28 protein-coding genes are annotated in these 23,571 nt (G+C 68.0%); 15 read left to right on the top strand and 13 right to left on the bottom strand.

Annotated elements, in window-relative coordinates:
• Positions 1-391: 391 nt before the first annotated feature.
• The 11 genes from ABIS05_RS03795 to ABIS05_RS03745 all read left to right on the top strand — a co-directional run bounded on the left by ABIS05_RS03795 (position 392) and on the right by ABIS05_RS03745 (position 9,156).
• On the top strand, positions 392-1,651 hold the full coding sequence (locus tag ABIS05_RS03795; RefSeq protein ID WP_348010850.1) for an SPFH domain-containing protein: 1,260 nt from the start codon (positions 392-394) through the stop codon (positions 1,649-1,651).
• Positions 1,652-1,657: 6 nt separating this feature from the next.
• The gene (locus ABIS05_RS03790; protein WP_348010849.1) at positions 1,658-3,127 is read left to right on the top strand and encodes a hypothetical protein; all 1,470 of its coding nucleotides are present in this window, start codon (positions 1,658-1,660) and stop codon (positions 3,125-3,127) included.
• Positions 3,128-3,224: 97 nt separating this feature from the next.
• Complete coding sequence (locus tag ABIS05_RS03785; protein WP_348010848.1) at positions 3,225-3,938, top strand: hypothetical protein; 714 nt, start codon at positions 3,225-3,227, stop codon at positions 3,936-3,938.
• Positions 3,939-4,402: 464 nt separating this feature from the next.
• Positions 4,403-4,750 (top strand): YciI family protein, encoded by a 348-nt coding sequence (locus ABIS05_RS03780; RefSeq protein ID WP_348010847.1) that lies wholly within the window; start codon positions 4,403-4,405, stop codon positions 4,748-4,750.
• A 263-nt stretch (positions 4,751-5,013) separates the two neighbouring features.
• Positions 5,014-5,418, top strand: a complete 405-nt coding sequence (locus ABIS05_RS03775; protein ID WP_348010846.1) for a YciI family protein — start codon at positions 5,014-5,016, stop codon at positions 5,416-5,418.
• 10 nt (positions 5,419-5,428) lie between these two features.
• Positions 5,429-5,968 (top strand): SRPBCC family protein, encoded by a 540-nt coding sequence (locus ABIS05_RS03770; RefSeq protein ID WP_348010845.1) that lies wholly within the window; start codon positions 5,429-5,431, stop codon positions 5,966-5,968.
• Entirely contained in the window at positions 5,965-6,408 is a 444-nt protein-coding gene (locus tag ABIS05_RS03765) for an SRPBCC domain-containing protein (RefSeq protein ID WP_348010844.1), read from the top strand. The genes ABIS05_RS03770 and ABIS05_RS03765 overlap by 4 nt, the downstream gene beginning before the upstream one ends.
• A 12-nt stretch (positions 6,409-6,420) precedes the next feature.
• Positions 6,421-6,822 (top strand): VOC family protein, encoded by a 402-nt coding sequence (locus ABIS05_RS03760; protein WP_348010843.1) that lies wholly within the window; start codon positions 6,421-6,423, stop codon positions 6,820-6,822.
• Positions 6,823-6,829: 7 nt separating this feature from the next.
• Positions 6,830-7,231, top strand: coding sequence for a VOC family protein (locus tag ABIS05_RS03755; protein WP_348010842.1), 402 nt, complete (start codon positions 6,830-6,832; stop codon positions 7,229-7,231).
• A gap of 175 nt (positions 7,232-7,406) precedes the next feature.
• Positions 7,407-7,892, top strand: coding sequence for a VOC family protein (locus tag ABIS05_RS03750; protein ID WP_348010841.1), 486 nt, complete (start codon positions 7,407-7,409; stop codon positions 7,890-7,892).
• 4 nt (positions 7,893-7,896) lie between these two features.
• Positions 7,897-9,156: a sigma-70 family RNA polymerase sigma factor gene (locus tag ABIS05_RS03745; RefSeq protein WP_348010840.1), complete on the top strand. Its 1,260-nt coding sequence runs from the start codon at positions 7,897-7,899 to the stop codon at positions 9,154-9,156.
• 7 nt (positions 9,157-9,163) lie between these two features.
• On the opposite strand, the gene ABIS05_RS03740 is transcribed toward ABIS05_RS03745, so the two are convergent.
• The 4 genes from ABIS05_RS03740 to ABIS05_RS03725 form a co-directional block, all read right to left on the bottom strand.
• Positions 9,164-9,844, bottom strand: coding sequence for a phosphatase PAP2 family protein (locus tag ABIS05_RS03740; protein ID WP_348010839.1), 681 nt, complete (start codon positions 9,842-9,844; stop codon positions 9,164-9,166).
• On the bottom strand, positions 9,841-10,539 hold the full coding sequence (locus tag ABIS05_RS03735; protein ID WP_348010838.1) for a hypothetical protein: 699 nt from the start codon (positions 10,537-10,539) through the stop codon (positions 9,841-9,843). Before ABIS05_RS03735 ends, ABIS05_RS03740 begins: the two co-directional genes overlap by 4 nt.
• A 54-nt stretch (positions 10,540-10,593) precedes the next feature.
• Positions 10,594-10,923 (bottom strand): hypothetical protein, encoded by a 330-nt coding sequence (locus tag ABIS05_RS03730; RefSeq protein WP_348010837.1) that lies wholly within the window; start codon positions 10,921-10,923, stop codon positions 10,594-10,596.
• Positions 10,924-11,065: 142 nt separating this feature from the next.
• Positions 11,066-11,629 carry a DUF2242 domain-containing protein gene (locus tag ABIS05_RS03725; RefSeq protein WP_348010836.1) on the bottom strand — a complete coding sequence of 188 codons (564 nt, stop codon included), beginning with the start codon at positions 11,627-11,629 and terminating at the stop codon, positions 11,066-11,068.
• A gap of 216 nt (positions 11,630-11,845) precedes the next feature.
• On the opposite strand from ABIS05_RS03725, the gene ABIS05_RS03720 reads away from it, so the two are divergent.
• Both ABIS05_RS03720 and ABIS05_RS03715 read left to right on the top strand, forming a co-directional pair.
• Positions 11,846-12,850 carry an RDD family protein gene (locus ABIS05_RS03720; protein ID WP_348010835.1) on the top strand — a complete coding sequence of 335 codons (1,005 nt, stop codon included), beginning with the start codon at positions 11,846-11,848 and terminating at the stop codon, positions 12,848-12,850.
• 100 nt (positions 12,851-12,950) lie between these two features.
• Positions 12,951-13,400 carry a group II truncated hemoglobin gene (locus ABIS05_RS03715; protein WP_348010834.1) on the top strand — a complete coding sequence of 150 codons (450 nt, stop codon included), beginning with the start codon at positions 12,951-12,953 and terminating at the stop codon, positions 13,398-13,400.
• 109 nt (positions 13,401-13,509) lie between these two features.
• Here the strand turns inward: ABIS05_RS03715 and ABIS05_RS03710 are convergent, their stop codons facing one another.
• From ABIS05_RS03710 to ABIS05_RS03695, 4 genes are all read right to left on the bottom strand, one after another.
• Positions 13,510-14,787: a TRAP transporter large permease subunit gene (locus tag ABIS05_RS03710; protein ID WP_348010833.1), complete on the bottom strand. Its 1,278-nt coding sequence runs from the start codon at positions 14,785-14,787 to the stop codon at positions 13,510-13,512.
• Entirely contained in the window at positions 14,784-15,368 is a 585-nt protein-coding gene (locus tag ABIS05_RS03705) for a TRAP transporter small permease (RefSeq protein ID WP_348010832.1), read from the bottom strand. The genes ABIS05_RS03710 and ABIS05_RS03705 overlap by 4 nt, the downstream gene beginning before the upstream one ends.
• A gap of 37 nt (positions 15,369-15,405) precedes the next feature.
• Positions 15,406-16,620, bottom strand: a complete 1,215-nt coding sequence (locus ABIS05_RS03700; RefSeq protein WP_348010831.1) for a fumarylacetoacetate hydrolase family protein — start codon at positions 16,618-16,620, stop codon at positions 15,406-15,408.
• A 66-nt stretch (positions 16,621-16,686) separates the two neighbouring features.
• Positions 16,687-17,706, bottom strand: coding sequence for a TRAP transporter substrate-binding protein (locus tag ABIS05_RS03695; protein WP_348010830.1), 1,020 nt, complete (start codon positions 17,704-17,706; stop codon positions 16,687-16,689).
• A gap of 148 nt (positions 17,707-17,854) precedes the next feature.
• On the opposite strand from ABIS05_RS03695, the gene ABIS05_RS03690 reads away from it, so the two are divergent.
• Both ABIS05_RS03690 and ABIS05_RS03685 read left to right on the top strand, forming a co-directional pair.
• Positions 17,855-18,820: a LysR family transcriptional regulator gene (locus tag ABIS05_RS03690; RefSeq protein WP_348010829.1), complete on the top strand. Its 966-nt coding sequence runs from the start codon at positions 17,855-17,857 to the stop codon at positions 18,818-18,820.
• 143 nt (positions 18,821-18,963) lie between these two features.
• On the top strand, positions 18,964-19,407 hold the full coding sequence (locus ABIS05_RS03685; protein ID WP_348010828.1) for an OsmC family protein: 444 nt from the start codon (positions 18,964-18,966) through the stop codon (positions 19,405-19,407).
• Here the strand turns inward: ABIS05_RS03685 and ABIS05_RS03680 are convergent.
• The 5 genes from ABIS05_RS03680 to ABIS05_RS03660 form a co-directional block, all read right to left on the bottom strand.
• Positions 19,397-20,161, bottom strand: coding sequence for an ABC transporter ATP-binding protein (locus tag ABIS05_RS03680; RefSeq protein ID WP_348010827.1), 765 nt, complete (start codon positions 20,159-20,161; stop codon positions 19,397-19,399). The genes ABIS05_RS03685 and ABIS05_RS03680 overlap by 11 nt on opposite strands.
• A gap of 260 nt (positions 20,162-20,421) precedes the next feature.
• On the bottom strand, positions 20,422-21,183 hold the full coding sequence (locus tag ABIS05_RS03675) for an ABC transporter permease (protein ID WP_348010826.1): 762 nt from the start codon (positions 21,181-21,183) through the stop codon (positions 20,422-20,424).
• Positions 21,180-21,728, bottom strand: a complete 549-nt coding sequence (locus tag ABIS05_RS03670; RefSeq protein WP_348010825.1) for a hypothetical protein — start codon at positions 21,726-21,728, stop codon at positions 21,180-21,182. Before ABIS05_RS03670 ends, ABIS05_RS03675 begins: the two co-directional genes overlap by 4 nt.
• Positions 21,729-21,776: 48 nt before the next feature.
• Positions 21,777-22,424, bottom strand: a complete 648-nt coding sequence (locus ABIS05_RS03665) for an SCO family protein (RefSeq protein ID WP_348010824.1) — start codon at positions 22,422-22,424, stop codon at positions 21,777-21,779.
• 71 nt (positions 22,425-22,495) lie between these two features.
• Entirely contained in the window at positions 22,496-23,542 is a 1,047-nt protein-coding gene (locus tag ABIS05_RS03660) for an ABC transporter substrate-binding protein (RefSeq protein WP_348010823.1), read from the bottom strand.
• Positions 23,543-23,571 lie beyond the last annotated feature (29 nt).

The raw sequence follows: 23,571 nt of genomic DNA, 5'->3' as shown, positions 1-23,571 counted from the left end.
CGTAGCGGCGCGAGTTCGGCGCGGGGCTTCGGGGCTGACGTACTTCGGCCGGACCGAGCACAGCACCTGCGTGCTGTGCGACGCCTGCCGAAGGACTTGCCGCATGCAAGCGGCAAGGCACGCAGGGAACCCGCAGCGCAGCGAAGGGCGGGGCGGCCAGGGGGGAGCTTTTTGCTTACTTTTTGGCGGCCCAAAAAGTGAGTCGCCCGCCGGGGCGAACTCCCGGCATGGGCCTAGCCAACAAGCAAGCGCATCGGCTAAGCACCCCGGAAGATTCCTTCCGCCCCAACGGAAGACACCCACCCCACCTCGCTCTCGTCCCTTCCCGCAGCAACGGCAACCATGGCCGTCATGCATCAAGCCGATGCAAGACCGCTCCAAGGAGCTCACCATGCTGCAACGCCTCAAGACCCTCACCGCTTCCATCCGCAACGCTTTCGGACGCACCGCCAGCCGCAGCCTTGACGCGACGATCACTGCCGCGCCCACGGCCGCCCGCTCCCTGCGCCGCGCGTTGCCGCCACTGCTGGCCATCACGGCCGTGACCGCCGCGGGCTACGGGCTTGTGACCCACCCGCCCATCCAGCCCGTGCCCCACGGCCAGGCCGCCGTGCGAACCAACCAGTTCAGCGGCTGCACCAGCGAGTTCCGCGACGGCAGCTTTCTGACGATCCCGGGCCTGCACGAGGTGCGCTTCTTCCCGCTGCGCGACCAGAGCTTTCGCCCCGAGGCGCTGGCCAAGGCCGGCGGCCCGTCGCCGTTGCAGTCGGTCGAAGGCCTGTCGCTGGGCCTGGACATGACGGTGCGCTGGGCGGTCGATGCGACCCGCCTGGGCGAGCTGTCGCGCAAGCTGCCGGACGACATCGAGGCCGATGTCATCAACCCCGCCGTGCAGGCCGTCGTCTACAAGCAGATCGCCCGCCACACGGTGCGCGAGATCTTCTCCAGCCAGCGCGCCGAGATCGCCGCCGCGCTGGAGGCCGAGCTGCGCGCCAAGTTGGCCGTGGACGGCATCCAGCTCAAGGGCGTGCAGATCGGCTCGGTGGACCTGCCGGCCGACTACCGCCAGGGCATGGACCGCCTGCTGGCCGACAGCCTGGCCAGCGAGCGCATGCGCTACACGCTGGAGATCTCCGAGAAGAAGGTCAAGCAGACCGAGTTCGAGGCCAACGCCGACAAGGTGCGCCGCGAGACGGCCGCCGAGGCCTCGGCGCGCGAGCAGATCATCGCGGCCAGGGGCCAGGAGGAGGCCATGAAGCATGTGCTGCCCTTCAAGCAGAAGCTGATCGAGCAGCGCGCGCTGGAAGCCCAGGCCGAGAACGCGAGCCGCGTGAAGCAGGCCGAAGGCGCGGCCCAGGCGCGCCGCATCGAGGTGGACGCCGAGGCCGCCGCGCGCCAGAAGCTGGCCGACGCCGAGGCCTACCGCATCGCGCAGACGGGCAAGGCCAACGCCAGCCAGATGGCAGCCGAGGGCGCGCTGCTGACCCGGCACCCGCTGCTGGTGCAGAAGGCCATGGTCGACAAGCTCTCGGACAAGGTGCAGGTCATCATCGCCCCGCCTGGCTCGGGCGGCTTCATCGGCAGCGCGCTGTTGGCCGGCGTGTCGCCCAACAAGGCTGCGCCTGCCGCCGCCAACGCTGAGCAGGAGTAAGACGCCATGCGCCGCTTTGTCCTCATCGTTGTTGCTGCCGCAGCCGCTGCGGTCGTCATCACCAAGGCCGAGGCCGCCGAGCTGCCGGCCTTCCCGCGCGCCGGCCTCGTGGCACAGGACTCGCCGCTGCGCGGTGCGCCGCGCGACACGGCCTCGCTGCAGGCCCAGATGGGCCGTGGCGAGGCGCTGGAGATCCGCGCCGAGCGGGGCGACCACTGGCAGGTGTGGGACTACCGCCGCGAGCGCGGGGGTTGGCTGCGCAAGGGCCAGGTCCTGCTGATGCCGCGTGGCGAGGGCGCCAGCGCCGAGATCCTGGCCCAGCTCAGGCTGGCCCGGCAGCAGTTCGGCACCGAGGGCCTGGGCCTGGGTCTCACGGCGGCCTATGTGCAGGCCGCCACGCCGGCTGAACTCGCCGGTCCCGGCGGCGCCGAGGCGATGGATGCGATGGGCACGTTTGCCGAGCGCATCGCCGACCGTGCCTCGCTGCGCGACGCCAAGCTCGGCGAAGGCCAGCTCGCCGCGCAGATGGACGTGGCCGCGCGCTACGGCCTCAAGTTCGAGCAGGTCGAGGCCGAGGAGGGCCGCGTGCAGGTTTGCTACGACGGCGAGGCCTTTCGCCGCCTGCTGGCCAGCGCCGCCACGCCAGAGCAGCGCGTGCGCGCCGTGCTGGCGCTGACCCGCCCCGACTGCCTGAACCCGCGCGCCACGGTGCGCGAGCAGGAGGCGCGTGACCAGTGGCGCCAGCAGGTGTTGACGCAGGTGGACGCGGGCACGCTGCTCGCCCACTGGAAGAACCGCCTGCTGATGCGCCGCGCGTCCGTCGCCGCCAGCCTGGCCTTTGCGCAGGCGCGCCGGGGCGACGCGGTGCAGTCGCAGGCGCTGGCCGAGTTCGCCGGCATCGCGCCCACCGAGCTGACGGAGGACGACCAGACCGCCTACAACGACGCCGCCATGCGCGTGAACGCCGCGCGCTGGCTGGGCACGAGCAGCGCGCCGCGTGACTTCGGCGCCGTGCAGCTCGCGCTGCAGCCCGGCGCCGACGGCGAGCGCTGCGTGGAGCTGAAGGCGGCTGGCAAGCTGGCGGCGCGCCGCTGCAGCTTTGGCCAGGTCGCGCTGGCCTCGGCCTCGCTGAACCGCGAGGGCCGCGCGCTGGCCCTGGCCGTGCAGCCGCTGGACGGTTGGCGCGAGCTGTGGCTGTTCATCAAGGATCGCGAGGGTTGGCGCATCGAGGTCATGCCGCCGGCGCCGGCCCAGCCGGGCCTGGGCGTGGCCGAGTTCGCCGGCTGGGTGCCGGGTGGCGCGCAGCTGCTGGTGGCCCGCGAGTTCCGCGCCGAAGGCAAGTACCGCCGCAGCTTCGAGGTTGTCACGCTGGCCGGCCTGGCGGTGGAACGGCAGTCTGCGGAGCCGGCACTGCTGGGGGCCTTTCAGCGCTGGTCTGACCCGGCCTGGCGCGGCGGCTCGCCGATCAGGCGCTGAGACGGGCCGAATCGCCCGCAGGCCGGCATGGCGCGCCGTAGGCTTGCTGCCCGGTAAGCTGATGCGGTCTGCTACGTTGAGGTATTCGATGAGAACGATGGCGCTTGCCGCGACCGGCCTGGCCTTCTTGGCCCTGGTCGTGTTGTCCTGCCCGGCAACGGCGGCCGCCGGGATCGGCGACTGGCGCGCCGACCAGATCCGGCAGGCGGAAGAGGAGTTCGCAAGCGTCAAGGTGCTGTCACGCCAGCCCCTGTATCTGGCGGACTCGTTTCCCGATGGCGCGAAGGGCTTGCTGATCGGCGGCTATCCGCCCAGGACTGCATGGTTCTTACCGCCGGGCACGCCGAGTGCGACCCAGGAGCACTACAACTCCTACTGCTTCTCGGAGGCACTGGTCCTGGCGCAGACCCAGGACTCGCAGTCGGTGCTGACGTCGGACGACAGGGCCATCCTGACCCGAACGCGTTTGAAGGTCCTGGACGTCATCAAGGCGCCGCCCGCCCTGGCGGCTGGAGACCAGATCGCCGTCGTGAGGTTCGGTGGCGAAGTGCTCGACCACGGCGAGCGCTTGCGCGTGCGCGACGACGGCTGGAGCGATTTCTCGCCCGGCCATGTCTACCTCCTCAAGCTCCAGTCCGTGCAGGGTCGAGGCATGGACCACTATTTCAGTCTGATCTACCGCGAGACTGCGTTTGCCGACCTGCGACTCGTCCGCGAATGGGACGAGTTTGCGGCCGGCACGCCCTACGGCGATGTCAAGACGGAGCTGTTGAGCCTTCCCAACCGGTACGCCTGCCCACCGCCGCGCTGACAGGCTCATGCCGCTCTTGCGGCGGCCGGTCTCAAGCCGCGAGCCGCATCGCATCCTGCAGCAGCAACTCCAGCCGCACGACCGTGCCCACGCCGTTATCGCGCCCAGCAGTTGTTCCAGCACCTGTTGCAGCACCTCGGGGTGGCCGTCGAGCATGAAGCCCTCGGGCACCGGCTCAGCGCACCGACCTGCTGCCCCTGGGCGAGCACGTCTTCCAGCGTCTCGGCCGAGGGCCGGCCATTGGGCTGGCGCAGTGGGCAGAGCAGGGACTGCGGCATGCCAGCAGTATGGCGACATGGGTGACGTCGTCCATCTCGGCCTCCGCTGAGTTGCGACCTTAGGCTCGGGGCCGATCACCAAGGCCCCAACGGCGCGCGGTATCCGGGCGATGAGGCAACTGTCATATCCGGGACCGCGGCGGGGACAGAATCGCGGCCATTGCCCACAACCACTGCGGACTCGCCATGCCCCAGATGCTGCTCATCCTCGAACCCCTCGGCCAGCGCGCCGAACGCGGCCGCGTTGCGGGCGAGGTCGTCTACCAGCGCATGCTGGATTTCGCCGCGGAACTGCAGGCCGAGGGGCTGCTGCTGGGCGTCAACTCCCTCGGCACTCAGGCCAAGCGCCTGGCCAAACGCGACGGCGGCGCCCAGGTCTGGGACGGGCCCTTCGCCGAGGCCAAGGAGATGGTGGGCGGCTACTTCCTGCTCGACACCGAGGACGAAGCCGTCGCCCTGGCCTGGGCCGAGCGCTGCCCCGCCGCCGAGTGGGCAACAGTGGAGATCCGAGGCATCGGCCCCTGCTACATGTGAGCCCCTCGCCCAGGCGCGCCGCGCTGAACGCTGGCCCGCCTGGTCGGTCCCCCGAGGGGACGGCGATGCTCGCGGCATTGAGCCGCGAGCACATCGCCATGCGGGCCGGCTTGGGAGCGGCCCGGCGCTCGGCCCGAATACCCCCAGTTTGGAATGATTGGTAAATACCCGGACGCTGTCGAATTCGGCACGCGAGGATCGTCGTGGGCATGAAGGCAGCGAAACCTGCCGCCACTGACTCTTCACACCCCGGAGATCCCGCCATGCGATTCATGATCCAAGTCCGCGCCACCGCCGTCAGCGAGCGTGGCGACCCGCCCGGCCCCGAGTACGCCAAGCTGTTCGAGGAGATGGGCGTCTTCCACGGGGAGATGGCGCGTGCCGGCGTGTTGCTGGACGGCGCCGGCCTGCGCCCCAGCCGCGATGGCTGGCGCCAGCGCTACAGCGCCGACGGCCGCCGCGAGGTCATCGACGGCCCCTTTGCCGAGGCCAAGGAGCTGATCGCCGGCTACACGCTGATCCAGGTGCGCTCCGAGGAGGAGGCGCGGGCCTGGGCCAGCCGCTTCCCGATGCCCTTTGTCGGCATGGCCTGCGAGGTCGAGGTGCGCCGGCTTTACGAAGACGCCGACTTCGCCCCCGGCGGTGACATGGCCATCCGCAGCGAATGAGGAGAACGACATGAGCTTCTGGACCTACCTTTTCATCGCCCTGGGTGCCGCCCTCCTCGCGCTGCTGGCCTACGCGTCCACGCGGCCGGACGAATTCAGCGTGGAGCGCCACCTGCGCATCGCGGCGCCGGCCGATCAGGTCTGGCCGCTGGTCAGCGAGCTGCGCGCCTTCAACCGCTGGAACCCCTATGAACGCAAGGACCCGCTGCTGAAGAGCCAGTACGCCGGCGCGGCCGGCGGTGTGGGCTCGCGCTACGCGTGGGAGAGCGACAAGATCGGCGTCGGCAGCATGGAGATCACCCACCAGCAGCCTGGCCGTGCGGTGCAGATGAAGCTGGACTTCCTGAAGCCCTTCGAGGCCCACAACGAGGCCGAGTTCGCGCTGCAGCCCACGGCCGATGGCGCCACCGAAGTGAGCTGGCGCATGCGCGGCCCGGCCAACTTCATCAGCAAGCTGATGGGTGTCGTCATCAACATGGACAAGATGGTGGGCCGGGACTTCGAGGACGGGCTGCAGAACCTGCGCCAGCTCGCCGAGGCACGGTCGTGATCGACCTCGAATTCAGCATCGCCATCGCTGCGCCCGTCGCACGGGTGTGGGACTGCATGTTCGACGCCACCGCCTACCGCGACTGGACCCGTGCCTTCGCCGAGGGCTCCTACTTCGAGGGCTCCTGGGAGGCCGGCCGCCGGCTGCGCTTTCTCGACCCAAAGGGCTTCGGCATGGAGGCCATCGTCGACGAACGCCGCCTGCATGAAATGCTGTCGCTGCGCCTCGTCGGCGAGATCAGGGACGGGCGCCCGCTGGCCGACAGCCGGCTCCACGCCGAGCCTGCCCACGAGCGCTATGTTTTCAGCGCGACGCCCACCGGCGGCACGCACCTCGTCGTCCACCTGCAGAGCTGGGACGACGGCTTCACCGACTTCTTGCAGACGACCTGGCCGCAGGCGCTGCAGCGCCTGAAGGCCCTGGCCGAATCCGTCCACTGAAAGGAAAGCATCATGCAGATCAAGGTCACCAGCGTCATGGTCGACGACCAGGAGAAGGCCCTGGCCTTCTATACGCAGAAGCTCGGTTTCACGAAGATGGCCGACATCCAGATGGGCCCCAGCTACCGCTGGCTGACGGTCGTGTCGCCGGAAGGCATCGACGGCGCGGAGCTGTCGCTGGACCCGATGAACATGGAGGCATCCAAGGTGTACCAGAAGGCCTTGTACGAGGCCAATACGCCCATCAACGCCTTCGTCACGACCGATGTCGACGCAGAGGCGCAGAAACTGCGCGAGCGCGGTGTCGTCGTGCGCGGCGAGCCGGTGAACATGGGCCCCATCAAGGCCGTCATGTTCGAGGACGGCTGCGGCAACCTCATCCACCTCATCCAACCCCTCATCAAGCCCGAGTGAGACCAACATGCACAAGCAGATCTTCGTCAACCTTCCCTGCAAGAACCTGCCCGCCAGCAAAGCCTTCTTCGAGGCGCTGGGCTACAGCTTCAACCCGCAGTTCACCAACGAGATGGGTGCCGGCCTCGTGCTGGGCGACAACCTCTACGCCATGTTGCTGACGGAGGAGTTCGCCAAGGGCTTCACCGCCAAGCCGCTGGTAGACGCCAAGGTCGCGACCGAGGTGCTGGTGTGCCTGTCCTGCGAAAGCCGCGAGGAGGTCGACCAGCTCGTCGCCAAGGCCCGCGCCGCCGGCGGCGCCGTGCCGCGCGAGCCGCAGGACCACGGCTTCATGTACGCCCACGGTTTCGAGGATCTGGATGGCCACATCTGGGAACTCGTCTACATGAGCGGCATGCCGCAGGAATGACGCCCCTCGTCCAGTCGCGCCGCGCTGAACGCGCGCGCACCTGGCCGGTCCCCCTGGGGGACGGCGATGCTCGCGGCATTGAGCCGCAAGCACATCGCCCTATCGGGCCGGCTTGGGAGCGGCCCGGCGCTCGGCCCGGCTGCGCGGGACCCATTCACACCTTCTAGGAACGACCATGAAAATCCAGCAAAAGCTCACGCCCTTCGTCTGGTACCAAAGCGGTGCCGAAGACGCGGTTGCCTATTACCTGAAGGTTTTTGGCAGCGGCCAGGTGCTGCACACCCAGCGCTGGGGCGAGAACGCGCCCGGGGCGGCCGGCACCGTCATGGTGGTGCAGTTCGAGCTGCTCGGCCAGCAGATGACGGCCTTCAACGGCGGCCCACCTTTCAAGCTCAACGAGGCCTTCTCGTTGATGGTCGCCTGCGAGGACCAGGCCGAGATCGACCATCTCTGGGCGCAGTTGCCCGCCGGCGGTGGTCGCGAGAAGGCCTGCGGCTGGGTGGAAGACGCCTGGGGCCTGTCCTGGCAGATCATTCCGAAGGCCTGGTTCGACATGATCCGCGACCCCGACCCAGCCCGCGTGCAGCGCGTCTTCCAGGCCATCTGGCAGATGCAGAAGATCGACCTCGCGGCCCTCCAACGCGCTTACGACGGCGTTTGACGCCGTGAACCATGCCGACATCGCAGCCGGTGTCTGGCGCATCGAGCGCAGCCGGCTCGTGGGCGCGGCGGCCAAGCTGCTGCGGGACCTGGATGAAGCCGAGGACTGCGCCCAGGACGCCCTCATCGCCGCGATGGAAAGCTGGCCGCGCGATGGCCAGCCCACCAACCCCGCTGCCTGGCTGATGACCGCCACCCGCAACAAGGCCCTGGACCGGCTGCGCCGCCGCGCCATGCTGGAGCGCGAACACGCGCACCTGGCGGCCGACGACGAGGCCTTCGGCACCCACGTCGTGCCCGACTTCGTCGACCACCTCGACGCGGCCCGCGACGAGGCCGAGATCGGCGACGAGCTGCTGCGCCTCATCTTCATCGCCTGCCATCCCGTGCTGCCGCGCGAGGCGCAGGTGGCGCTGACGCTGCGCCTGCTCGGCGGCCTGGAGACGGCCGAGATCGCCCGCGCCTTTCTGCAGCCCGAGGCGACCGTTGCCCAGCGCATCGTGCGGGCCAAGAAGGCGCTCAACGGCCAGGCCTACGAGCTGCCCACCGCCGACGAGCGCGAGCAGCGCCTGGGCGCCGTGCTGGCCGTCGTCTACCTGATCTTCAACGAGGGCCACAGTGCCGGCAGCGGTGCCAGCCTGCTGCGGCCGGCGCTGTGCGACGAGGCCCTGCGCCTGGCGCGCCAGTTGCAGCATCTGCTGCCCGAGCATTCGGAAGTGCACGGCCTGGCCGCGCTGCTTGAAATCCAGGCCTCGCGCCTGCCCGCCCGGCTGGACGCGCAAGGCCGGCCCGTGCTGCTGCCCGACCAGGACCGCCGCCGCTGGGACACCCTTCTCATCCGCCGTGGCCTGGCGGCGCTGGAGCGTGCGCTGGGGCTGGGCGAGCCCGGGCCCTACACGCTGCAGGGCTCGATAGCCGCCTGCCACGCCCGCGCCACGCGCGCCGAGGACACCGACTGGCGCGCCATCGTGGCCGGCTACGACCGGCTGCTGGCGCTCAACCCCTCACCCGTCATCGCGCTGAACCGCGCGGTGGCCGTCAGCTTCGCCCACGGCCCGGCGGCCGCGCTGCCGCTGCTGGACGCGCTGGCAGCCGAGCCGCAGATGAAGCGCTACCCCTGGCTGGCCGGCGCCCAGGCCGACGTGCTGGAACGCCTGGGCCGCGTCGGCGAGGCGCGCGACGCCTACCTGCGCGCGGCGGAGCTGACGGACAACGAGGTGCAGCGGGCGCTGCTGCTGGAGCGTGCCAAGCGGCTGGCCAGTTGATGCGCCGTTAGGGCTGCACGCCGGACTTGGCGCCCCGCGCGTCCCGCAGGTGCGACGCAATCCAGAACCACAGTGCCGCCCAACCCGCGCCGAAGGCCCAGCCGGCGAGCACGTCGCTGGCCCAGTGCACGCCGAGCATCACGCGGGTCACGCCGATCAGCACGGTCATGAAGGCCGCAGCGCCGACGAGGAACGCCTGCATGCGCAAACCCTCCTGCCGATGCGCCAGCAGCACGCCCACGGTCAGGTAGAACACGGCAGACATGCTCGCGTGGCCGCTCGGGAAGCTCAGCCCCTGCTGCAGCAGCGCGGCGAAGGCCGGGTCAGGCCGGGCGCGGCCGAAGCCGGTCTTCAGCGCCGTGACGGCCAGCGCGGCGGTGACCATGGCCAGGCTCACCGCCGCTGCCCGCGCGGGCCGGCGCGCCACGCACAGGTAGCCCGCGGCCAGCGCGGTGAACAGCGTCATAACCGGCGTGCTGCCCAGGCTGCTCAGCTCGCGCATGACGGCCTCCACCAGCGGGTGCGCGGCGCGCCACTGCTGCGCCAGATGCAGCGCGGCCGTGTCCCACCGGGTGGTTTCCAACTCGCGCATCTCGTCGGCCAGGCCCGCAAAGCCGCTGAGCGCGAGCATGGCGAAGGCAAAGGTCAGCCAGCGACGGCCGGCAGCGGACTGGAGGCCCATGCTCATGTGCGGTGCAGCAGCGCCTTAGCCGCATCGATGCGCAGGGCCAGCTCCACGGTCTCGTCGTTCAGCACCTGCTGAAGAAAGCGCCTCGGGTCGATGTCGGGCGTGTTGCCGGGGTGAGGGCGGGCGGTCGATGACGGCGCATCCAGCGGCTGCAGGAGCCGCATCGCCTCGTCCAGCGCAGCCGGCTTGATGGGCCTCAGCTTCGTCAGCAGGTCCGCCTGGCCTTCAACGCTGGGCGGGATGTCCAGCCAGGGCGTGTCGGCAAACACCGGCGCGAGGTCGGGTGCGACAAAGGCCGACCAGTTCTCCGTGGCCGCCTGCTGCGCCGGCACCAGCGCTGCCTGCCATGACGGCTCGGTGGCCGACGGCATGCACTGCAGCCGTGCCGGTGCGATGCCCGCCAGATACCGGGCCCGCAGCTGCATCAGGAAGACCGCGGCGCGGGAGGCGCTCAGCGGCTCCTGCAGCGAGAACCACAGCTGCAGCCCGTCGGTGCCCGACACGGCGATGGCCGGCGCCGGCAGTTGCAGGTCCGCCTGCACGCCGCGCCAGACCTGGGACAGCACATCCCAATCGGCAGGGCGGGCCAGCTCCAGCACCATCGCCCGCACCTCGCCGCGATCACTGATCAAGCGGCTGTCAGCGGCTGCCGGCAGCAGATAGAGGCGCCGCAGTTCGGATTGAAGTCGATTCATGGGCTGAAGGGGCAAGTGGGCAAACAAATCTACCGCAGGGCGCTGCGGCAGCCCCTAAGCCTGCCACACCCCATACCCCGCCTCGCGCAGCGAGATGGCGAGCTCCACCTCCATGTCGCGCGCCGCCTCATAAGGCATGGGGTTGTAGAACTCGTATAGCTCGGGCATCAGCCGCACGCCGTACTTCAGCACGAAGCGGTTGGCCTGCACGCCGGCCATGTGCCGGTCGAAGCGCAGGTCCGGGTCCAGCCCCGTCATGCCCACGTAGAGGCAGGGCTTGACGATGTCGTGCTGCGGGTTGGCCTGGCGGAAGGCGGGCTCGTTCCACACCTGCTCGGCCAGCAGAACCACGTAGACGTGGTGGTGGTCACGGCGCCGACTCATGGTCTTGGGCCGAGCGCCGGGCCGCTCCCAAGCCGGCCCGTCTGGCGATGTGCGAGCGGCTCAATGCCGCGAGCATCGTCGTCCCCCCGGGGGACCGGCTGGGCCCGCCCGCGTCCAGCGGTGCGCGACCGGACGAGGGGCTTCATCTCTCGGTGTTTGTGTTCTCGCGCAACATCCGCTGCATCAGCACGAAGAAGCGGTCATAGAACTCCCCGGCGGGAATCGTCTCGGAGGCGACCTTGACGAGGGAGTCATCCGTCGACGACAGCGGCACCGAGATCGAGCCCAGCGCGCTGACGCCCAGGCTCGCGGCCTGCGGGTTCTTCTTGAGCGCGTAGCGGTCCTGCTGGGCGCTGACATAGGCGGTCGCGACCTGCTGCTTGGGCCCGTCGCCGACGCAGACGACGTTGAAGGCGATCTCCACATGCATCTCGCCCCCGGGCTGGAAGTGCTTGGCTCCACGCACGACGCCGGTCTCCGCCTTGCTGATGACGTAGCCCTGGCTCAGCAGCGCGCGGCGGGCGGCCTCGCAGGTGGCCTCGACATTGGCGTCGAACAGGCGCGAGAAGGTCTCCTCGGCGGCAAAGCTCTCACCCTGGTAGACCTTGCGGGAGGACTTGTCTGCGGAGGTGGACATGCTGCCGCAGCCGGTCAGCAGCGCGCCGAGCAGCATCGGCAGGATCAGGACAAAACGAAAACGTGGCATGGGGGGATTATTCCGTCGTCGCGGTCGTGGACGCTTTGGGCCGCTGCAACGCGCCGGGCGCGGCGGCAGATGACAGGGGCAACCCCCGCGCGTCGTTGGGAGCATCGTTGCGGCAATCGCTTGCACCACGCTGGCGCTGAGCGGCCGGGGCCTGACGGATCTCTACTTCGAGGCCGACGACCTGCGTTGAGAATGGCCGCCTTCCAGGGAGGCCCGATGACAACAACAGACGCCGGCAGTACCAGCCCGAGCTTAGCCATCACGCCCTTCGCGGGCTTCTGGCGCCGCTTGGCGGCGTTTGTCGTCGACACGCTCTTGCTGGGTGGTGTGGGCCTGCTGCTGGGTTGGCTGGCCTTCGATGCGCTCGCGGCGCTCGGCGGCTGGGGGCGCGTGGTGGGCTTTGCGCTGGCCTGGCCCTACTTCGGCCTGATGAACAGCCGCCTCGCAGGCGGCCAGACCGTCGGCAAGCGGCTGCTCGGCCTGCGCACCGTCGGCCTGAACGGCGCGCTGCTGTCGCCGGCGCGCGGCCTTGTTCGAGGCGCGGTAGTCGCCGTGCCCTGGTTTCTGAACAACGCGGTGGCGGACCCCGCGCTTCTGGAATGGCTGCCGCTGGTCATGCTGCTGACCCTGCTCGTGTTCGGGCTCGGGCTGGGCCTCGTCTACCTGCTGGTGTTCAACCGGCCAAGCCGGCGCTCCCTGCACGACTGGGCCGCGGGCTCCGTCGTCGTGCGTGAGCCGTTGTCAGCCGGCTCGGCGCTCGGCGGCCCCACGTGGCGAGGGCATCTGGCCGTGGTGGGCCTGCTGGCGCTGCTGTCGCTGGCCTTGCCGGTCTGGATGCAGCGGCAGCTCGGCGAAGGCGATGTCGCTGTGATGATGGCCGTGCGCGCCACCGTCATCCAACAGCCCGGCGTGCGTCAGGCGGGCGTCACCAAGGGCTGGTCGTCCATCCGCAGCACGCAGGGGTCCAGTTCGTCGACCTATCTCACCGTGCAGGCCGTCAGTGATGCGGAACATTTGAAAGACGAGGCCCTGTGCGAGCGCATCGCCGGCGCGCTGCTGGCGCGGCACGCTGCGGCGGTGGAGCAGGTGGATCAGCTCGTGGTGGTCGTCACGTACGGCTATGACATCGGCATCGCGTCGGGCTGGCAGTCGCGGCGAGTGGCACTGTCCCCCGCACAATGGCGTGAGCGCCTGCGCCGAGAGTCGCCAGTGGCCATCTGAGGACTTCCGGATGGGCAACTCCCGACGGCGGCTGACCACTGCGGCGCCGGGGATCAGCGCGTAATCTGCGGGCGCCGTTGACTCGTTGCAAAGGAAGGCCATGACCACCACGTTGTTCGAAGCTGTTGGCGGCGCCGAGGGCGTCCTTCGCCTTGCCCACGCCTGGCACGCCCGGGTCCTGGCTGACGAGATCGTCGCGCACGCATTCAGCCACGGCTTCCATCCGCAACACACGGAGCGGCTTGCAGCCTATTGGGGCGAAGCCTGGGGCGGCCCACCCGATTACAGCGAACAGTTCGGCACCGAGACGTCGGTGGTTCGCATGCACAGCGGCAATGGCGCCCACGAGGAAATGGACCACCGCGCCATTGCCTGCTTCGATCAGGCCATGGACGATGCCCAGCTCGCCGACCCGCTGCTCAAGCGCGCGCTGCACGACTACTTTGCATGGGCTACAACGGTCAGGATGTCCTCATGCCCGCACAGCGCAGATGACGTGCCCAACGACCTGCGCATCGGCCGCTGGTCGTGGGACGGCTTGCAGGCGTGATGCTCCACTTTTGAACCCGGCGCAGACGCGCTGCGTGCTTCGCAAGTCATCGCGCCAAGCAGGACATCATCGCCATCCCTTGAATCTTTCCGTCGTCGGTTCAGGCTCTTTAATAGAACCACCGCAGCGGGCCCAGCACCGTCTGAGGAAAAAGGACCATCACGAACATCACCGCGAACTGGGCGGCCATGAATGGCAGTACCCCGCGCGTGACCTCGTCCATCTTCATACGGCCTACGCCGGCCACCACGTTGAGGATCGTGCCGACCGGCGGCGTGATCAGGCCGATGGAGTTGTTGATGATGAAGAGCACGCCGAAGTAGACCGGGTCGATGCCGGCCGCCTTGATCAACGGCATCAGCACAGGCGTCATGATCAGGATGGTGGGCGTCATGTCCATGGCGGTGCCCACGAGCATCACGAGCACCATGATGGCGATCAGGAGCAGTGTCTGGTGGCCCAACAGCGGACGAAGCAGGTCCACCATCTGGGCCGGCAAGTTGGCCACGGTGACCAGCCATGCAGACACCATCGCTGAAGCCACCAGGAACATGACCACCGCCGTCGTACGGGCGGCCGTGATGAAGATGCGCAACAACGCCTGCGGCTTCAGCTCGCGGTACACCACGGTGCTGACGAACAGCGCGTAGACGGCGGCGACGACTGCCGCTTCGGTGGGCGTGAACACGCCCATTCGCAGCCCCACCAAGATGAACACGGGCAGCATCAGCGCCCACACCGACTCGCGTGCCGCGGCCCAGATTTCGGCCCGCGTCTTGCGTGGCGGTAGCGGCAGCGCCTCCTTGCGGCCCACCCACCACCAAGTCAGCGCCAGACCCATGCCGATCATGATGCCGGGGAAGATGCCGGCGATGAACAGCTTGCTGATCGACACGTTGGCGGCAACGCCGAAGATGACGAAGCCGATGCTCGGCGGAATGATGGGGCCGATGACACCCGACGCCGCGATCAGCCCGCCCGAGATCTCCTTCTTGTGCCCGGCCTTGAGCATCATCGGCAGCAGCAACGCCGTCAGGGCAGCGGCGTCCGCCACAGCCGAGCCCGACAGCGCCGACAGCAGACAGGCCGCGAGGATCACGACATAGCCCAAGCCACCCTTGACGTGGCCGACGAGGGCCAGCGCGAAGTTGACGATGCGCAGCGACAGCCCGCCGACGTTCATGATCTCGCCGGCCAGCATGAAGAACGGCACCGCCAGCAGCGGGAAACTGTCTGCGCCGTTGATGAAGTTCTGCGCCAGGATCTGCGCGTCAAACAGGTCCAGGTGCCACATGAGCGCCACGCCGCTCGCCAGCAAGGCGTAGGCGATGGGAATGCCCAGCGCCATGGCGCCGAGCAAGCTGCCGAGGAAGATGAAGACGGTCATGGCCGGGTCCGGCTGGGATCAAGCTGCGTGTCGCCGCGCGCCAAGTCGGCCTGCAGGGCTTCGAGTTCGGCCTGCTCTTCCGACTCCTTGACCATCACCAGGTCGTTCTCCCCGAGCTTGCCGCTCAGCAGCCGCGTGAGCTGCAACAGCAGCAAGACGCCGGCGCAGACCGAGAAGACCACGCCGGAAGCGTAGAAGATGGCTGTTGATGCGCCGGTCACCGGCGCTGCCACGTCCAGGTTGATGCGGGCTTGCTGCCAACTGCCCTGAAGGAACAGCCAGGTCAGGTACAGCATGAGAAGGTGGCCCAGCACCATGCAGACCTTCTTGCCAGCCACAGGCAGGCGCGAGACCAGCATGTCGGTGCCCAGGTGTGCACCGTCCTTCATCGCCGCCACGGCGCCCAGGAAGCACAGCCAGACGAACAGCCAGCGCGAGACTTCTTCGCTGACGGCGATGCCGGAGTTGAAGGCGTAGCGCAGCACGACATTGCCGAACACCAGCACCACCATCACGGCGAGTGCAGCGGCGATGAGCAAGTCGATGGCGCGGCAGAGCCGATCGATGGCGGCGTCGATCAAGGCGGCTTCCCTGTGACACCTGTGAGATGCCCGGCCGTCATAGCCGCGCCCCCTGCAGCAGGCCACGTTCGGCCAGGTTGCCGATGAGGGCGCGCAGGCCGAAGCGCCAGGGCGGTGCGGCCTCGCAATGCGTCACCCGGTTTTGCAGGCTGCCCAGCCAGTGGCTGTGGATGGTCACCACATCGCCCAACTTGTGGGTGAAACCGCCGCCGGGCTTGTCACGATCTTCGGTGGGTGCGAACAGCGTGCCCAGGAACAGCATGAAGCCGTCAGGGTATTGGTGGCATGCCATCGTCTGGGCCGCCAAGTCGACCGGGTCGCGGCTGATCTTCGCCATGGTGTTGATGCCGCGCAGCGTGAAGCCGTCGTTCCCGCTCACGTGCAGGTGCACGGTCTCCCGGCGCACCTGGTCCATGCCGAATTGGCCGTCGAACAAGCGGATGAAGGGGCCAATGGCGCAGGAGGCGTTGTTGTCCTTTGCCTTGCCGAGCAGCAGCGCGCTGCGACCTTCGATGTCGCGCAGGTTCACGTCGTTGCCCAGTGCAGCGCCAACGATGGCGCCCCGGCTGTTGATGGCCAGCACCACCTCGGGCTCCGGGTTGTTCCAGGCCGAATCGGCGCGAATGCCAACATCCTGGCCATGCCCCACAGCGGCCAGCACCGGCGCCTTGGTGAAGACCTCGGCATCCGGTCCGATGCCGACCTCCAGGTACTGCGACCACAGATTCTTCTGCTGCAGCAGCGTCTTCAGCGCCTGGGCCTGCGGCGATCCGGGGCGGATGTCCGACAGGCTGTCGCCGATCAGCGCCATGACTTCGCCGCGCAGCACTTGTGCACGACTGGGGTCGCCGCGCGCCTGTTCCTCGATCACGCGCTCGATCATGCTCGAGGCAAAGGTCACGCCGGCGGCTTTGACCACCTGCAGGTCGCACGGGGCAAGCAGCCACGGTACGGCGGCGTCGCGGCCCTCGGCCTTGCTGTTGGCCAACAGCGCATCGACGGTGCACAGGAACTCGCCGGTCACCGAACGCACGGCTTGCACCGGATCGTCGGTCTCGAGCAGCGTGCTCATGGTGGGGAAGTGCCGGCTCAGGTCAAACACGCCATCCGCGCGCAGCACCACCACGGACGGGCCGCCCGGCGTGCCGGCGCACCAGACACGGCCTACCAGCGTGCCGGCCAGGCCGTCCTGCGGCAGCAGCGGATGCAGGCCATCGGTGCGCACCGGCATGGCCGTCGTTGTTGAAGTCATTCGGGCGTCCTCAAGCGCTGTCGATGGTTTTGATCAGGCGGCGCGGCCGCCTCCATGGGCAACGAACTACTTTCCGGCCGCCGTACTGCTTCGCACCTTGGCCAGCTCTGCGTTCAATTCTGCGGTCGTGTCCTCGCCAAACTCCTTGCTGAACTTGGCCAGCACCGGCTGCAGCTTGCTGCGCATCTTGGCCTGTTCGCCCGCCGGCAATTCGGTGATCTGCATGCCGGCCTTCTTCAGCTCGGCCAAAGCCGTCTCGGAGAACGCGCGGATGGTTTTGCGCTCGTACAGCGTGGCTTCGCGCGCTGCGTCCTGCACGATCTTGCGCTCCTCCGCCGAGAGGCCGTCCCAGGTCTTCTTGGACATCAGCAGCACCCAGGCGCTGTACATGTGTCGCGACAGCGCCATGTGCTTCTGCACTTCGTAGAACTTGCTGGCAAGGATGGTGGCGGCCGGGTTCTCCTGCCCATCCACCGCCCCCTGCTCCATCGCCGTGTACAGCTCGGTGAAGGGCATGGGCGTGGCATTGGCGCCCAGTGCGTTGAAGGTGTCCAGGAACAGCGGGCTCTGAATCACGCGAAGCTTCAGGCCGCTCAGGTCTTCGGCGCGCTGTACCGGGCGGCGCGAGTTGGTGACGTGGCGGAAGCCGTTCTCCCAGAAGCCCAGCCCGATCAGGCCCTTCTCAGGCAGCGTGGCCAGCAGCTTCTGGCCGAAGGGGCCGTCCAACACCGCATCGGCTTCGTTCTCGTTGTTGAACGTCAACGGCAGGTTGATCACGCCGAAGGGCTTGACGAGCGACACGAGCGTGGAACTGTCGGGAACGGTCATCTCCAGGGTGCCGCCCCGCAGCGCCGAGGTCATGCTGATGTCGTTGCCCAACGCGCCGCTGGTGTAGACCCGCGCCACCAGCTTGCCGCCGCTCTTGGCCGCCAATTGCTCGGCAAAGAACTTCAGCGCCTTCGCCTGAGGATGGTCGTCGCTGAGGCCGATGCCGACCTTGAACACGTGTTCCTTGATTTGCGCCGACGCGGGGCCGGCCAGCGCGGCGAGGAATGCTGCGGCCAGGCCAAGTGATCTGAATTGCATGATGTCTCCAGGAGCGTCGGTTGCGGAGCGCGGCAGCCTTGCCGCGGCCCGGGCGCCCTCTGCGGGCAGTTCTTATGGCGCCGAAGGCTAGGTGAGCCCTCTGGCCCGGTCCACTGAAATTTTTAGCTAGCATCCATTCCAAATGGTGATGAGTTCGGACAAGCCCCTTGGGAAACCCTTGGCCGTGGCGCAAGTTTCGCGACTGCGTTTCAGGCATCTGCACTTCCTTGACATCCTGGGTAGGACGCGCAATTTGCGACTGACTGCCGAGCAGATGCACATCACCCAGCCGGCGGCGACCAAGGTGCTGATGGACATCGAGAAGATGCTGGAATCGCGCTTGTTCGATCGCCTGCCGCGTGGCATGCGGCCGAATGAGCTCGGACTGTTCACCTTGCGTTACGCCCACGCAGCGTTGGACAGCCACCGCAAGTTCGTCGACGAGTTCAGCACCCTGAAGGAGGGCGGGCACGGGCATTTGACGATCGGCGCCATCTCGGGTTCGGCGGCGCACGTGCTGATTGCTGCGGTGGCAGAACTCCAGCGGCTGCGTCCGCTTCTGGTGGTGAAGGTGCTGGAACAGAGCAGCGACCAGCTGATCATTTGGCTCGCCGAACGCAAGATCGACGTGATGATTGGCCGTTTCACCGACGAATCCCAACGCGACCAATTCCAGTACGAAAAGCTGGCCGGTGAAGGGTTGCAGATCACTGTCGGCGTTCACCATCCGCTACGCGGCGTCCAGGCACCGGGGCTGTTGGAACTGTCGCGCTGGCCGTGGATTCTTTATCCGCCGTCCACGGCGCTGCGCAAGGTGTCGGACGACATCTTCAGCAGCACGGGCCTGTCAATCACCTCGGGCATTGTCGAGACGCCGTCGTTCCTGTTCGCGTTTGAGTTGATGCAGAGCACCAACATGCTGTCGCTGCAGCCTGCTGCGCTGGTGGACAAATACGTGCGGCGTGGGCTGCTGACGCGTATTGCGGCCGAACTCCCCGACCGCATGCCCGACTTCGGCCTGATCACGCTGCAAGGCGAGCCCCCCAGCACCGCTGCGCAGGCTTTTATGGACGTGATCCGCAACGTGGCAGACCAGGCGATCGCCATCGCGTAGGGCGCTGCAGGGACGCCGTTTGCCGGAGGTGTCGAGCTCGCGATGCATCGCTGGCTAAGCTACTGTTGCGCCCGCGAATCGATACATGGACCTGCAGTTCGAAACTTTGTTATCAACTACCTTCAACCCGACTCGGGGATTCCATGGACCAACCCAGCGTCACCCTGATTCAACGCCAGGGCTACCAGTTCGAACATCACTACGCGCCGGAACTGCCGGTGCTGCTGTCCGACGAGCCCGTGCCCTTCGGTACCGGCCTGGGCCCGGACCCGGTCGAACTGCTGGCCTCGGCCGTGGGCAACTGCCTGAGCGCGTCGCTGTGGTTCGCCTGCCAGAAGTACAAGGACGACCCCTCGCCGCTGCGCACCGAGGTCAAGGCGACGGTGCGCAGGAACGAGCGCGGCCGCAACCGCGTGCAGGGCTTGGCGGTGGACCTGCACCTGGGCAAGCCGGCCGGCGAGCTGGGGCACATCCAGCGTGTACTGGATACCTTCGAGGACTACTGCACCGTCACGCAGAGCGTGGCGCCGGCGATTCCCGTGACGCTGCGCGTGCTGGACAGCACGGGCGCCGTGCTCAAGGGTTGAGATCCAGCCCCAGCTCCTTCAGGATGGCTTCGCGCAGTGCGTCCATCTCGGGGCTGATGAGGCGGCGCGGGTGGGGCATGTTCAGTTCGAAGCGAGCCTGGATGCGCGTGGGCCGCTGCGACAGCACGAGGATGCGGTCGGCCATGTAGAGGGCCTCGTCGACGTCGTGGGTGATGAGCAGCACGGTGTGCTTTTCTTCGGCCAGGATGCGCAGCAGTTCGTTGCGCATGCGCAGGTTCATCAGCGCGTCCAGCGCCGAGAAGGGCTCGTCCAGGTAGAGGATCTCGGGCTTGACGATGAAGGCCCGCGCCAGCTCCACGCGCTTGAGCATGCCGCCCGACAGCTCATGCGGGTAGGCGCCTTCGAAGCCCTTGAGGCCCACCATGGCGGCGTAGTGGTCGGCCAGCTTGACGCGTTCGGCGTCAATGCCGTGCTCCTGGCCGGTCAGGCCGAACATCAGGTTCTGCTGCACCGTCAGCCAGGGGAACACCGAGCCGTATTGCGAGATGACGATGCCCTGCGGGCTCGGGCCGGGGTGGGGCTTGCCGTCGATGAGCAGACTGCCGCTGCCGGGCGGTTCGAAGCCGGCGAGGATGTTCATCAGCGTCGACTTGCCGCAGCCCGAGGGGCCGACGATGGCGACGAATTCGCCTTCGGCAACCTCGAAGTCGATGCCGTCGATGACGGGCAGCGTCTTGCCCTTGGCGCCGGTGAAGCTCTTGGTCAGGCCTTGGACGGCGATCTTTGAAGGCATGTCAGTGATCCATTCCGCCATCGCGGTGCGGTGTTGCGGGCCGAGCGCCGGGCCGCTCCCAAGCCGGCCCGGCCTGGCGATGTGCTTGCGGCTCAACGCCGCAAGCATCGCCGTCCCCTCGGGGGCTGAGGCCGGACACGACAAGTCCTGTGGACTTGTCGTGCCTGCCGAAGAGCAGCCGCTCCGTCGGCTGCGCGGTCTGCAAGACCGACCAGACTCGCTCGCGTTCAGCGATGCGAGGTTGGGCGAGGGGCTCCATTTCAACGGACATAGCGCCACCGCACGGTCTTGAGTTTTTCGAGCAGGCGGGTCGCGCCGTCCAGCAGCAGGCCGATGACGCCGATGATGATCATGGCGGCGATGACGAGGTCATAGCGGTTGCCGGCGTTGCGCGAGTCCATGATGAGGTAGCCCAGGCCCGAGCGCAGCGCGATCATCTCGGCCGCCACGACGACGAGCCAGGCCACGCCGATGCCGATGCGCATGCCGATGATGATTTCCGGCAGCACGGCCGGCAGCACGACGCGGCGGAACATCACCGTGCGCGACACGCCGAAGTTGGTGGCCGCGCGCAGGTAGCGCCGGTCGATGGTGTGCACGCCCGAGGTCGTCTGCACGATGAGCGGGAACACCGACGAGATGAAGATCAGGAAGATGGGCGAGGCGTCGCCGACGCCGAACCACAGGATGGCCAGCGGAATCCAGGCAATCGGCGAGATGGGCCGCAGCATCTGGAAGATGGGGTTGAAGGTGCGGTAGGCCGCGTCCACCCAGCCCATCCACAGCCCGAGCGGGATGCCGATGAGCATGGCGAGGCCGAAGCCGGTGCCGACGCGCATCAGCGACGCGGTGATGTGCTCCCACAGCGTGCCGTCCTCGGCCAGCTCCAGCGTGCCGGTGACGACCTGCCAGGGCGTCGGGAAGATGGGGCTCTCGTTGTGGACGACGATCCACCACCAGAAGGCGATGACCGCCGCAATGACCGCCAGCGGCGGCAGGATTCGACTCAGGCGCAGGTTCACCGCTCCTCCTTCTTCCAAAGCTTCTTCAATTGTTGAAAGCGCCACTGCAGCGCCGGCCAGCCGCGCTCCGGTTTGGGCGCGACGACGACGGCCATCTGCCCGCTTGCGTGCGCGCTGCAGGCAAAGCTGTAGGTCGATGCGACTTCGAAGGGCAGCCTGAAACTCTGCCCCGGCATGATCAGCACGGGCCCGAACTGCTGCGGCACTTCGTCAAGGTTGCGAAGCAGCAGCACGTCGTTCAGCCCGAGCGTCAGGTCGATGCGGTCGGGCAGGATCTCGACCTTGTCACCGGCCATGCGGCGGGCGTAGGTGCCGGGCGGGATCTCGAACAGCTCGTCACGCGAGGGCAGATGCAGCGGCGCGAAGGCAGCCCAGCCAAGCGGCGCCAGCAGCACCGCCGGCAGGAGCCACAGCAGCCGCTTCACGTCAGTCGCCCGTCGCGTTTTCGCTGCACCCGCGGCGGATGAATCCTGCGGGCCGAGCGCCGGGCCGCTCCCAAGCCGGCCCGCCATGGCGATGTGCTTGACGGTCAATCCGGCAAGCATCGCCGTCCCCTCGGGGGACCGGCCAAGGTACTCCTTGGACGAGGGGCTTCATCTCTGCAGCAGCAGCTTGAGGTCGTGGACGAAGTCCTTGGCCTCGTGGCCGTAGGGCATCATGGCCTTGAGCTTGCCGGCGCGGTCGATCAGCCAGACGGATGTCGAGTGGTTCATGCCGTAGGCATTCGGCTGTGCCGAGGCGATTTTCTCGGCCACGACGCCGTAGCGCTTGCGCATCTCGGCCAGCTTGGCCGGCGTCTCGGTGCCGCCGATGAAGCTGGGGTCGAAGGCGGTGAGGTACTGGCGGATGCGGGCGACGTCGTCACGCGCCGGGTCGACCGTCACGTACACCACCTGCACTTCCGACCCGTCCGCGCCGAGTGCCTTGCGCGCCTGGGCCAGCGTGGCCAGCGTCGTCGGGCAGACCTCGGGGCAGTTCGTGAAGCCGAACACCAGCAGTACCAGCCGGCCCTTGAAGCGGGCCAGTGTCAGCGCGGCGCCGTCGCTGCCCTTGAGCGTGAACTCGGGCGCGGGCTGGGCGGGGTCGAACACACCGGCCTTGAGCATCGGCGCAGCCTGCGCCATCAACGGCAGCGTGGCGAGCAACAGCGCGCGGCGGCCGAAAGCGTATTCGGGCCGAGCGCCGGGCCGCCCCAAGCCGGCCCGTTGGGCGATGTGCTTGCCGGTCGATCCGGCAAGCATCGCCGTCCCCCCGGGGGACCGACTGGACCTGCCCGCGTTCAGCGCGGCAGGGCTGGGCGAGGGGCGCACTCTCATAGCGTGATGGGCGCGCCCTTGGACGCCTTCACAAAACTCTCGTCCACGTACTTCTCGTAGGGCACCGGCGCTTTCAGCGTACCGGCTTCGACGGAGAGCTGCATCAGCTCGTCGAACTCCGAGCGGATCATGCGCAGGTCGCCATAGGTCACGCGGTCGGTCGGGTTCTCCATCACGAAGCGCAGGATGTTGGGGTCCTGGTTGAAGAACTTGCGGCCGGCGGCGATCTGGATGGCCTTCTCTCGGTTGGCGGCCTGCTGGTCCAGCCAGTTGCCGGCGCCCTGGATGTGGTCCACCAGGTTCTGCACCAATGGCCGGTTGTCCTTGATCAGCTCCTCGCGCACGGTCAGCACGCAGCAGATGTAGTTGCGCCACTCGTCGCGCGTCATGCGCAGCGGCCGGGCGTAGCCGGCACGCTGGGCCGAGGCGCCGAAAGGCTCGCCGGTGCAATAGCCGTCCACGGCCTTGGCAAACAGGGCAGCCGGCATGTCGGGCGGTGGCATCTCGATGATCTGGATGTCCTTGGGCGTCATGCCCTCCTTGGCCAGCATCTTGCGCAGGAACAGGAAGTCCACCGCAAAGCGGCTCGGGATGGCGATGCGCTTGCCCGTCAGGTCCTTGAACGTCTTGTGGGGCGAATCGGTGCGCACCATGATGACGGCGCCCGAGCGGTGGCCCAGCGAGACGATCTTGACGGGAATCTTCTTGTCCGTCAGGTCCATGACCAGGGGCGCCAGCATGTAGGCCGCCTGGATGCTGCCCGTCATCAGCGATTCCTTGATCTCGGGCCAGCCGTTGTACTTGCTGTACTCGAACTGGAAGGCCGAGCTGCCGGCGGCCTTGTTCGTCGCGTTGCGTGCCGAGCAGGCGATGGGCAGCGTCAGATTGCAGGTGACCGGCAGGCCGCCGACGATCAGCGGGCCGGATGCAGCGGCTGCAGGCAAGCCCAGCAAAGGCAGCGCCGACGCGACGGCGCCTTGCAGCAGTTGCCGGCGGCCGAGGCCTGGGCCGGCAGGTGAGAAATCGGGCAGTTCGGGAGTCATGACTGGAGGGTGTGCGCGAAGCGCCACTG

The organism is Roseateles sp. (genome assembly GCF_039929605.1).
Taxonomy (GTDB): Bacteria; Pseudomonadota; Gammaproteobacteria; order Burkholderiales; family Burkholderiaceae_C; genus Pelomonas.
Note: the sequence above shows the minus strand (reverse complement) of the source record. Positions and strands in the feature narration are given on the sequence as shown.